Source organism: Arthrobacter sp. HS15c, assembly GCF_040812005.1.
GTDB lineage: Bacteria > Actinomycetota > Actinomycetes > Actinomycetales > Micrococcaceae > Arthrobacter.
Genome location: NZ_JBFOHM010000011.1, coordinates 114,671 through 126,329, shown reverse-complemented (window position 1 = coordinate 126,329; position 11,659 = coordinate 114,671). Strand labels below are relative to the sequence as shown.

The 11,659-nt window shown below is 65.6% G+C and carries 8 protein-coding genes; all 8 read right to left on the bottom strand.

Annotation, left to right across the window (positions count from 1 at the left end):
* Nucleotides 1-50: 50 nt before the first annotated feature.
* The 8 genes from ABV518_RS18525 to ABV518_RS18490 all read right to left on the bottom strand — a co-directional run bounded on the left by ABV518_RS18525 (nt 51) and on the right by ABV518_RS18490 (nt 11,659).
* Nucleotides 51-2,276: an McrB family protein gene (locus ABV518_RS18525; RefSeq protein WP_367769901.1), complete on the bottom strand. Its 2,226-nt coding sequence runs from the start codon at nt 2,274-2,276 to the stop codon at nt 51-53.
* A 70-nt stretch (nt 2,277-2,346) separates the two neighbouring features.
* Nucleotides 2,347-2,586, bottom strand: coding sequence for a PLD nuclease N-terminal domain-containing protein (locus ABV518_RS18520; protein ID WP_367769898.1), 240 nt, complete (start codon nt 2,584-2,586; stop codon nt 2,347-2,349).
* A 76-nt stretch (nt 2,587-2,662) separates the two neighbouring features.
* On the bottom strand, nt 2,663-3,079 hold the full coding sequence (locus ABV518_RS18515) for an acyl-CoA thioesterase (protein WP_367770140.1): 417 nt from the start codon (nt 3,077-3,079) through the stop codon (nt 2,663-2,665).
* A 122-nt stretch (nt 3,080-3,201) separates the two neighbouring features.
* Nucleotides 3,202-5,259: an ABC transporter ATP-binding protein gene (locus ABV518_RS18510; RefSeq protein ID WP_367769896.1), complete on the bottom strand. Its 2,058-nt coding sequence runs from the start codon at nt 5,257-5,259 to the stop codon at nt 3,202-3,204.
* Nucleotides 5,256-6,989, bottom strand: a complete 1,734-nt coding sequence (locus tag ABV518_RS18505) for an ABC transporter ATP-binding protein (protein ID WP_367769894.1) — start codon at nt 6,987-6,989, stop codon at nt 5,256-5,258. The genes ABV518_RS18510 and ABV518_RS18505 overlap by 4 nt, the downstream gene beginning before the upstream one ends.
* Before the next feature lie 246 nt (nt 6,990-7,235).
* A complete protein-coding gene (locus tag ABV518_RS18500) occupies nt 7,236-9,197 on the bottom strand; it encodes an MDR family MFS transporter (RefSeq protein WP_367770137.1) in 1,962 nt (653 codons plus the stop codon).
* 118 nt (nt 9,198-9,315) lie between these two features.
* A complete protein-coding gene (locus ABV518_RS18495; RefSeq protein WP_367769891.1) occupies nt 9,316-9,789 on the bottom strand; it encodes a MarR family winged helix-turn-helix transcriptional regulator in 474 nt (157 codons plus the stop codon).
* A 178-nt stretch (nt 9,790-9,967) separates the two neighbouring features.
* The gene (locus ABV518_RS18490; RefSeq protein WP_367769888.1) at nt 9,968-11,659 is read right to left on the bottom strand and encodes a thiamine pyrophosphate-binding protein; all 1,692 of its coding nucleotides are present in this window, start codon (nt 11,657-11,659) and stop codon (nt 9,968-9,970) included.

Below are 11,659 nucleotides of genomic sequence, written 5' to 3'. Positions count from 1 at the left end.
GTTGGCCGGGGCCGCGCGGTGCCGCTCCGGACGCGGGGGCCTGGGCCGGCCTAGCTGGCAGCAAGGCGTCCCAGCAGCTGGTCCAGCCCGAAGCGCTCCTCGAGCTGCGCCCGGGTCAGCTGGCCGTGGTAGTGCTCCTCCAGGAGCGGCATGAGCTCGTACTTCCAGATCCGGCGCAGCCCGGCGGGGGTCTGGGCGGCGGGCTTCATAAAGTACGACGGCCCGATCATCAGGTCCCGGTCCCATTCGTCAATGGCGGCGTTCAGCGCGTCCAGCAGCAGCGCCGGCGTGGCGTCCAGCTGCCGGGCCTGCAGGAAACGCAGCAGCGAGCCCTTCACCGGCTCGGTCTGCGGGTGCAGTTCGATAAAAGCGAAGCGGCGGCGGATGGCGGCATCCATCATCGCGATGGACCGGTCCGCAGTGTTCATGGTGCCGATGATGTAGAGGTTGTCCGGCAGCGTGAACGGCTCGTTGGGGCTGTACTGCAGGTAGATCCGGTCATCGCGGTACTCCAGCAGGAAGTACAGCTCGCCGAACACCTTGGCCAGGTTGGCCCGGTTCATCTCGTCGATGATCAGGAAGTAGGGCTTCTTTTCATTTCCGGGCTTGGCGGCTTCCTCGGCCAGCCTGCGCAGCGGCCCGGCGACGAGCTTGAAGGACACCTGGCCTTCGTCGGTCTTGTCCGGCCGGTAGCCCTCGAAAAAGTCCTCGTACGCGTACGACGGGTGGAACTGCACCAGCTTCACCCGCTCGTCCGTGCTGTCATCAGCCAGTTCCGCGGCGAGGTGCTTGGCCAGGTACGTCTTGCCCGTGCCGGGCGGCCCGTACAGCACCAGCTGGCGGTTTTCCTCCAGCAGCTCCGCGATCTCCTGCAGCGGTTCCAGGTCCATGTGCAGCGAATCGGCGAACTCGCGGGTGAGCGGGCGGAAGCCTTCCTGGAGGGGTTCGACGGCGGCAGCACCGGCGTCGTCGTCTTCCGGTTCGGCCTCTGCGGGCAGCAGCGCCTGCAGGGCCTGCACCACGCGGGTGACGTCCACAATGATCCCCGGTGTGGCGAGTTGGCGCTGCACGTGCCGGGGCAGGTCGGTGGTGGTGTGGGCTTCGTCGAACCAGCGGACCTTGCGGCGGATCCGACGGTTGTCTTCGTTGTGCTCGGGCTCCCCCAGCACAACGCCAACCCGCACCGTTCCGGCGTTCTGGTACAGGACAAGGTCGCCCGGCTTCATCACGCTGAGGATCGCAAACACGGCTGTCTTGGTGTCTTCGCGTTCCACGTAGCCCAGGTGCTTGTAGTCCTCGTCCACGGCGTGCTGCACCAGCCCGGCGGTCACGCCGGCGTCCAGGAGACGGAGGTGTTCGACGTCGAGCGTCACCTTCTCCTCGGCCTGCCAGGCACTGAGCAGCTCGGCGTTGTCGCTGTGGGTGCGCAGCAGCCAGGCCCGGCGGCCGGGGTCGCCGACTTTGCGCCACTGGCTTACGAGCTGGCGGGCGTACCAGTCGATGCGCTGGCCGGCCTGCTCGTCCAGGTGCAGCCGGATGCGTTGGATGTCCGCGGTGATGTCCTCGTCCGTGTCGCCCTTCGCGCCGCCGACGAGGGAGGCGAAGGCGTCCCGGATTTCCTGGCGCTCCACGTCCGCCACCACGGGCTCGAAGTAGCTGGGCCAGGCAAGGTATTCGATGCTGCGGCGGATCGCGGGCTGGTCCCCGGGCGTTCCGGCGGCGAGATCGTGGAACTTCAGCGGATCCTTCAGGGCCTTGCTGATGGCGGCCGGAATCTGCTGGTCCACGTGCTGCACAAAGCGGCAGAGCCACTTGAGGTGGTCCCAGATGGTCCAGTTGAATTCTGCGGTGCGGTCCCTGATCACGCCGTGGTCAGTCATGCCCTTGTAAAGCTCCTCGGGCAGCTCCAGCGGCGGTTCCAGCCAGGAGGCTGCCTCGGCCACGCGGGCGCGCTTGACCTTGAGCGACTTGACCTCGTGTGCCAGCGGCAGGGACTGCAGGAACAGCAGTTCCACTGCCAGCTGCTTGGCCGCGCGGGAGGCGTCCTGCAGGTTCTGGCGCAGGTTGGTCATCATGGGCGCCTTGGGGTCCGGGACACCCCGCTCCAGGCGGTCGTGCAGCTCGGCCGCTGCCTCCGACGTCCAGGTCAAGGTGCTGCCGTCCAGGGCGGACGGCCTCCCCTGCAGGCCGGGCCCGAGTACAAACCAGGCCGCGTCTTCGATCTCCTGGGAGATACCAAGGGCGCGGGGCATGGCAGTTTTGGGGGTCGGGGTCATGCGTTCAAATTTACAGGCTTAAGCTGGGCGTCCGCTCCAAGGCCCCTGACAGGGGATGACGGGTGGGCGCCTACTTTCCCGTCACAGACCGCTTCCGGCCGAAAATGAAATACCCCATGGGACCGATGAAGTTGATCAGGGCGGCCATCCGCCAGGCTGCCTTGGGCCCGTTGATCAGCTCAGCCGGACGCTTCGAGATATCCCGCTGTGCAGCGACCATCAGCGCCATCTGGGCGATCCCGATCAGCACGGTTCCTACCCGCGCAGCCGGGGGCATTTCTTTCCAGGTCTTCTTTTTCATCTTGGCCATGGTCAAAGCTCCTTAGTCAGGGCGTTCAGTTGCCCAGGTCTTCAGTGTCCGGTGTGGACACGGCCAACGCAACGGCCTAAACGGCGAACGGGGCCATCCGGTCCTTTTGCTCCTGCGTCAGCCGGACCACCCGCCCGGTGGCCTCGTCAACAAAAGCCAGATGGCTGCTGGCCCGGACACAGTCCTCCCCGGTCACGGGGTCCTGGACCAGGTAGTGGACGTCGAAGCTGGCACCCTTCACGGCTCCGATCCACACCTGGACCACGGCCGGGATGTTGCGGTACTCCAATGTCCTGACGTAGCGGATCCTGTGATCCACCACCAGCGCCAGGATGCCCTCGGGGACGTCGTTGAAGAGGGACACCTCAGGCTCGATCCCCGGCATCCCGGCTCCACGCGGCGGCCCGAAGGCACCGATCCGTGCCTCCTCCAGCATCCTGACGATCTGGACGTTGTTGATGTGCCCGTACGCGTCCATGTCGCCCCAGCGCATGGGCACCAGCACCTGTATGCGCCGGGGCCCTGCCGTCTCTGCTGCGTCCTCGGTTGTCACGTCCTCGGTTGTCACTCCTTCGCCGGCCTGCTGCACTGTCTGCTGTGCGGCCTCCTGCGCGGTCAGCTGTGCACCGCCGTCGAGTCATCCACCGTGATTTCCTCCACGTCGGATCCCGCGAACTGGGACATGTAGAGCCGGTAGTATGCGCCCTCGGCCGCCAGCAGCGTCTTGTGGTTGCCCTGTTCCACGATCTGGCCGTTCTCCATCACCAGGATGGTGTCCGCGTCGCGGATGGTGGAAAGCCGGTGCGCGATCACAAAGCTGGTGCGGTCCGTCCGCAGCGCCGCCATGGCCTTCTGCACCAGCAGTTCGGTGCGGGTGTCCACGGAGCTGGTGGCTTCGTCCAGGATGAGCAGCGACGGATTGGCCACAAACGCGCGGGCGATGGTGATCAGCTGCTTTTCGCCGGCGCTGACGTTGTTGCCTTCCTCATCGATCACCGTGTTGTAGCCTTCCGGCAGGGCACGCACGAAGCGGTCCACAAAGGTGGCCTTCGCTGCGGCCATGACCTGCTCCTCGGTGGCGTCGAGGTTGCCGTACCGGATGTTGTCGTAGATGGAGCCGCCGAACAGCCAGGCATCCTGGAGCACCATGCCCACCTTGGACCGAAGTTCGGAGCGGCTCAGTTTGGTGACGTCCACGCCGTCCAGCGTGATGGACCCGGCGTTGAGCTCGTAGAAGCGCATCACCAGGTTCACCAGGGTGGTTTTGCCGGCGCCTGTGGGCCCGACGATGGCCACCGTGTGTCCGGGTTCTGCGGTGAAGGACAGGTTTTCGATCAGCGGTTTGTCCTCGGTGTAGCTGAAGGTGACGTCCTGGAACTCCACATGCCCGTCGGTCTTGGCCGGCAGGTGGTCGGTGGCTGTTTCGGCGTCCTGTTCGTCGGCATCGAGGAATTCGAACACCCGCTCCGAGGAGGCGACGCCGGACTGCAGCATGTTGGCCATGCCGGCCATCTGTCCCAGCGGCTGGGTGAACTCGCGCGAGTACTGGATGAAGGCCGTGGCGTCGCCCAGAGACATGGAGCCGGAGGCGACGCGCAGGCCGCCCACCACGGCGATGCCGACGTAGCTGAGGTAGGAGACGAACTGCATCACCGGGAAGATGATGCCGGAGACGAACTGGGCGCCGAAGCTGGCCTTGTACAGGGCTTCGTTGCGTTCCTCGAAGCGCTCCAGCATGTCGGCGTCGCGACCAAAGACCCGCACCAGGTCGTGGCCGGAGAAGGACTCCTCGATCTGGCCGTTCAGCGAACCGGTGTTCTTCCACTGGGCAGCGAAGAGCTTCTGGCTGCGCGAGCCGATGATGCCGGCGGCAACGCCGGACAGCGGAAGGGCGATCAGGGCGATCAGCGCCAGCTGCCACGAGACGATGAACATCATGACCACAATGCCGATGACTGTCAGCAGCGAGTTGATCAGCTGGGCGAACGCCTGCTGGAGTGCCTGCTGGATGTTGTCGACGTCGTTCGTCACCCGGGAGAGGACGTCGCCGCGCTGGCGGGTGTCGAAGTAGTTCAGCGGCAGCCGGTTCAGCTTCTTTTCGGTGTCGTCGCGGAGCTGCCGGATGACCTTCATGACGATGCGGTTCAGAACATAGCCCTGCAGCCACAGGAAGATGTTGGCCACAAAGTACATCAGCAGCACGATGGCGATGAGGACGGACAGCTTCTGGAAGTCGATGCCGCTTCCGGGCACCAGTTCCATCTTGGAGATCATGTCCGCGAAGTTGTCCTCCCCCTGCTGGCGCAGTCCTTCCACGAATTCTTCCTTGCTGGCGCCGGCGGGGAGCTGCTTGCCCACGACTCCGCCGAAGATCACGTCCATGGCCTGGCCCAGGATCTTGGGGGCGATGACGTTCAGGACCACCGCGACCACCACCAGGCCAACTACGGCCCAGATGCCGGCGGCTTCGGGCTTCAGCAGCCCCATCAGCCGCTTGGCGGACGGCCAGAAGTGTTCGGCTTTTTTGGCTGGCATGCCGCCGAACATGTCGCCGTCGGCCTCGGAGGGCTTGTACTCCTCCTCGAAGAAGTCGTCGTCTTCCAGGACCTCGGGTGTTACCGCCGGGCCTGTTTCGGTGGTCGAGCCTGTTGAGTCCTTTTTGGGGCCGCTCATGCCATTTCCTCCACGCTCAGCTGGGATTCAACAATTTCCTGGTACGTGGGCGAGGTTTCCAGGAGTTCCTCATGCGTGCCCCGGTCCACGATCCGTCCGTTGTCCAAGACCAGGATCTGGTCTGCCTCGGTGATGGTGGAGATGCGCTGGGCCACGATGATCACGGTGGCGTCCGCGGTGGTCCGCTTCAGCGCCGCGCGGAGCCTGGCGTCGGTGGCCACGTCCAGGGCCGAGAAGGAGTCGTCAAAGAGGTAGACCTTGGGCTTGGTGACCAGGGCACGGGCAATGCAGAGCCGTTGCCGCTGGCCGCCTGAGACGTTAGTGCCGCCCTGGGCGATGCGGGCGTTCAGCCCGTTCTTCTTCTCGCGGACAAAGTCCTCGCCCTGGGCCACATGCAGGGCGTCCCAGAGTTCCTGGTCGGTGGCTTCGGTCTTGCCGAAGCGCAGGTTGTGCTCGATGGTCCCGGAAAAGAGGTAGGGCCGCTGCGGGACCAGGGCCACGCGCTTGGTGATCTCTGCCCGGTCCAGGTTGCTGACGGACACACCGTCCAGCAGGACCTCGCCCTCGGCGATGTCGTACAGGCGCGGCAGCAGGGACAGCAGCGACGTTTTGCCGGCGCCGGTGGAGCCGATAATGGCCACGGTCTCGCCGGGCTTCGCCGTGAAGCTGATGTTGCTGAGCACCGGCGACTCGGCGCCCGGGTAGGCGAAGGTGACGTTCCGGTACTCCACTACGCCGGCGAGGGCGGCCGGCGTTTCGGGCCGTTCGGGATCGTGGATGGAGGGTTCGACGTCGAGCACCTCACCGATGCGGTCCGCACACACCGAGGCGCGCGGAATCATCATGGCCATAAAGGTGCCCATCATGACGGCCATCAGGATTTGCAGCAGGTACTGCAGGAATGCCGTCAGGGCGCCCACCTCCATCTCACCCGAATCAACCCGCTGGCCTCCGAACCACAGCACCGCGGCCGTGGACAGGTGCAGGATCATGCCGATGGCCGGGAACATCAGGACAAACAATGCCCCGATCTTCAGCGAAACATCGGTGAGGTCCTTGTTGGCAACGCCGAACCGATCCGTCTCAAATGGTTCGCGGACAAACGCCCGGACCACGCGGATGCCGATGATCTGCTCGCGGAGTACAGCGTTGATGCGGTCGATTTTCTTCTGCATGGTCCGGAACAGCGGCATCAGGCGGGCCACCAGGTACCCCACCACCACGAGCAGCACAGGCACCGAGACCCACACCAGCCAGGACAGGCTGAGGTCCTCGCGCAGCGCCATGATGATGCCGCCGATGCACATGATGGGGGTGGCCACCATGAAGTTCAGCCCCATCAGCACCAGCATCTGGACCTGCTGGACGTCGTTGGTGCCGCGGGTGATGAGGGTGGGGGCGCCGAAGGTGTTCACGTCCTTGGCGGAGAAACTGGTGACCTTCCGGAACACGCCACGGCGCAGGTCGCGCCCCACAGCCATGGCCGTCTTGGAGCCGTAATACACACCGGCGATCGCGGTTCCGACCTGGACAAACGCGACGAGGAGCATCACTCCGCCGGTGCGCCAGATGAAGTCCGTGTCCCCGTGGGAAACGCCTTCGTCGATGATCTGGGCGTTGAGGCTGGGAAGGTAGAGCGCCGCAATAGTGGACGCCAACTGGAAGAGGATGACGGCAACGATGTATGGCATATACGGCTTGGAATAGCGCCGTATGAGGGTGAGAAGCATGCCCACGGATCCTTAGGAAGAGAGCGCGAAATGGTGTGAATAAGTTCTAGCAGCGGGGGCTGACATTCTTAGCCTTCCCACTCTACGAAATCCGTTGCCCGTGCGAAACATTTGCACGCAAAGATCATCCGATCGGCGTACCGCAGATGGCGATCCCCGCCACAATGGGGCGCGAACGTACAGTTGCGGCCCTCCAGAACTGTACGTTCGCGCTGTTGTGGTGCGGGTTTGCTGTGGTTCAGGTTCCTAGGAGCCGGTCTCCGGGCCCGGCTGTTTCCCGCCGGCGGCGAGGTAGTACGCGGCCGCCTTCTGCAGTTTCCGTTCCTTGCCGAGCTCCTTCGCGACCGCCTTCAGCATGGACGCGGCCTTCGCCTGCTCGGCCGCAATTTCCTGCTGGACCGCTGCCTGCCGGTGCACGGCCGACATCGCCTCGGCGAGCTGCACCTGCTGTTTGGCGAGCAGCCGCTGGGTCTCCAGGATCAGCGGGACCACCTCCACCGAAGTGGCCTCCGGACCGCGGTCTATGCCGCTGTCACTGCTGCGCTGCAGCCGCAGTACCTCAACGAACTCACGGTCTATATCGTCGACGTCGGCACTCGGCCCGGGTGCCGGCGTCGTGCGTTCCGGCGTCCTGCGTTCCGCCGCCGCGGGTACCGTCACCGGTGCCGTCACAGCCGGTGCCGCGCCCGCTTCCCCGTTTTCCGCTTCCGGCCGGATATCCACCGTACGGCGCAGCGGCTTCTCCTTGATGAACAGTACGGACACCAGGGCGACCACGCCGATGATGGCGGAGATCAGGAAGATCTGGGCCGTGGCGTCGCCATAGGCGGCCCGCATGATTTCGCGGATGGGTTCGGGTAGGTCCACCAGGTCCATGCTGGCTCCAGCGCCGTCGCCCTGCACGGGAATGTTGGCGGCGGCGAGCCCTTCGTTGGCGAGTTGCGTGACCCGGGAGCCCAGCACGGCGCCGAGGACCGACACACCGATGGCGCCGCCGACGGACCGGAAGAACGCAACCGAGGCGCTGGCGGTGCCGATGTCCGTGGCTTTGACCGTGTTCTGGACGGCGAGGACCAGGTTCTGCATCACCATGCCCAGGCCGAGGCCGAGGATCGCCGTGTAGACGCCGGTCAGCCACAGCTCGGTGGTGTGGTCCACGGTGCCGGCGAGGCCGAGGCCGGCGATGAGCAGGGTGGAGCCGGCGACGAGGTAGCGCTTCCATTTGCCGGTGCGGCTGATCAGCTGGCCTGAAACCACCGAACCGATGAGGTTGCCGGCGATCATGGGCAGGGTCAGCAGGCCGGCCTCCGTGGGCGTGGCGCCGCGGGCCACCTGGAAGTACTGGCCCAGGAAGGTCGACGAGCCGAACATGGCGACGCCCACTGCGACCGATGCCAGGATGGCCAGCGCGGTGGTCCGCTCGGAGATAATTTTGAGCGGAATGATGGGCTGCTCCACCTTGGACTCCACCAGCACCAGGAGTGCGAGCAGCAGGACGCCGCCGCCCACCATCAGGGCTGACTGCCAGGACCACCAGTCGTAGTAATCCGGGTTGCCGGCGAAGGACACCCAGATCAGGAGCAGGCTGACGCCGGAGGTCAGGAGGATGGAGCCTAGCCAGTCGATCTTGGCGGGGCGCTTGACGTGCGGGATCTTGAGCGTGATCTGGAGCAGGATGAGGGCGACGACGGCGAGCGGCACGCAGACGAAGAACGTCCAGCGCCAGCCGAGCGGGCTGTCCACGATGAAGCCGCCCAGCAGCGGTCCGCCGGCGGTGCCAACGGCCATCACGCCGCCCATGTAGCCGGAGTACTTGCCGCGGTCACGGGGCGGAATCATGGAGCCGATGATGGCCTGCGCCAGCGCGGTCAGGCCGCCCATCGCCACACCTTGGATGACCCGGGCGGTCAGCAGCAGCGGGATGGTCTCGGACAGGCCGGCCATCACGGAGCCGGCCACGAACACCACGATGCTGAGCTGGACCAGCAGCTTTTTGTCGAACAGGTCAGCGAGCTTGCCCCAAAGGGGGGTGGTGGCGGCGTTGGCCAGCAGGGCCGCCGTGATGACCCAGGCGAAGTCCGTCTGGGTGCCTTTGAGCTCGGACATGATGGTGGGAAGCGCGTTCGCCACGATGGTGCTGCTCAGGATGGCGGTGAAGAAGGCGGCCAGGAGTCCGGTCAGCGCTTCCATGATCTGGCGGTGCGACATCGAGGGCTGCGGTTCCGGGGTTGATCCGGAATTTGGCAGGACTGGTGGGTTAGGCGGCTGTTCCGGTCGGCTGGATAGTGATGCGGGGGCGGCGGCGTGGCTGGCCATAGATCTGCTCCTAATGTTTCGTTGTGGTGGGTCCGGCCGCCTTTGCCCGGGCTGAATGTTTGAGGGATTCGGTGAGTTTCTTCAGGGTTCTTGCTGTGTCCTCGGCATCCTGCTGGCTCCATTCACGGAGGTAGTCCTGCAGTGCCGCCGTGCGCTGCTCCTCGATGTGGCGGAGCTTCTCCGCGCCTTCGGCCGTCAGCGCAACCAACTGGGCGCGGCCGTCGTCGGGATCCTGCCGGCGGATGACGTACCCCTGCTCCTCCAGCTCCGCAATGTGGCGGCTGAGGACCGGGGCGCTGACGCCGAGCCGTTCAGCGAGCCGCGTGGCGCGGGTCTCCCCCTCCCCCACGAACCTGAGTACGCCCTGCAGCGCCACTCCTGTTTCCTGTCCGCGCAGGCTGGCTGACGCGACGCATCGGACCGCACGCTGGAGGTCGAAGATCTGGTAGACGAGGTCTGCCGCAGTATCCGGCGCAACTGACATGACTCTGGACGCTCCCTGGTTGTTTGCCTAAGGCAACTATATACCTAAAAGGTTGCTTTGGGAAACTAATATCGTGGAGGGGCCCTTAAACCACAAAGCGCGAACTGGCAGCTAATCCCCTCAAAATCGCTTTGAGAGGGTATTAGCTGCCAGTTCGCGCTGGTGTGGGGCGGGTGGTTTAGGCGGGCAGGTGTGTGGGGCCGAACATCTTGAGCAGGGTTTCGACGACGACGACGTTGGGTCCATCGGCGGCGAAGCCCGCCTTGAGCGCGTCCCCGACATCCTCGGGGGCAACCCGGGTGGCCGGCACACCGAAGGCCTCGGCGAGCTTGACGAAGTCCGGGCGCGCGAGCTCGGTGGCGGTGGCCTTGCCGAAGGCGCCCACCATGTATTCGCGCAGGATGCCGTAGCCGCCGTCGTCCACGATCAGCCAGGTGACCGGGATGTTGTGCTGCTTGGCGGTGGCGAGCTCGGAGATGGAGTACATAGACGAACCGTCACCGGACACGGCGAGCACGCGGCCAGGTTTGCCCACTGTTTCCAGCCCGACGGCGCCGCCGATTGCCGCAGGGAAGCCGTAGCCCAGGCCGCCGGCGCCCTGGGCGGAGTGGAACTGTCCCTGCCGGGCGTCCCAGCAGCTCCAGCCCCAGTACGCGGAGATGGTCATATCCCAGAAGGTCTGCATGTCCGCCGGGACGGCTTCGCGGATGTCGGCCATGAACTTCAGTTCCTTGGCCAGGTCCTGGGATTCGAGCCGGGCCCTGACCTTGGCCAGGGCCTCCTTCACGACGGCTTCGGGGGTGACACCATGCCAGCTGGTTTCGCCAGGCTCAACCACCAAGGCTTCGTCGAGGGCGGCGAGGGCCTGGCCGGCGTCGGCGCGGATGCCCAGGCCGGGGCGGTTGGATTCGAGCACGCGCGGTTCGGCGTCGATCTGGATGATCCGGCCGCGGGGTTCGAACGTGAAGTAGTTGGACGTGACTTCGCCCAGGGACGAGCCGATCACGATCAGGACGTCCGCATCCTCCAGGACGTCGGTCATGTGCCGGTCCTCGATCCATGACTGCAGCGACAGCTCATGGTTCCAGGGGAAGGCGCCGTTGCCGCCGGGAGTGCAGATCACCGGTGCCCGCAGCTTTTCCGCGATCGAGAGCAGGGACTTCTCGGCCCTGCCCCGGCGGGTTCCGCCGCCAGCGATGATGGCGGGACGTTCCGCCGTCGACAGCCATTTCACGGCTTCCCGGACCAGCTCCACGCGGGGCGGGTTGTCCGCCGCCTCGGCGAGCGCGTCTTCCACCGGGGGGACCATGATGGGATCCAACAGGACGTTTTGCGGGATTTCGAGCCAGACCGGTCCCTGCGGGGAGGAGATGGCCTCGGTCCAGGCGTCCTGGATGGCCGACGGGATGCCCGAGGCGTGCTGGATCAGTCGCTGGCTCTTGGTGACGTTCGCGGCCGAGGCCTTCTGGTCATCGAGCTGGTGCAGCATGCCCTTGCGGCGGGCACCCAGTCCTTCCAGCGGGATCTGGCTGGCCACCACCACCATGGGCACACCCGTGGCGTAAGCCTCCTGCAGACCGGCGAGTGAGGTCAGCGCGCCCGGCCCGGTGGACAGGAACAGCACGCCGACTTCGCCGGTGGCGCGGGAATACCCGTCGGCGGCGAAGGCGCTGTTGTTCTCCACGCGGGAGGAAACGAAGTGTAGGTTGCCTCGGCCCATGGCGTCGAAGAGTCCCAGCGCGTGCTGGCCGGGAATGCCAAAGACCGTTTTGGCGCCCAACGCTTCGAGGGTCTCGACAACGAGGTCCCCGCCATTGCGCACGTCGGTGCCCTTCGTCGGGGCTGCTGTGCCGGGATCGAAATCGATCAC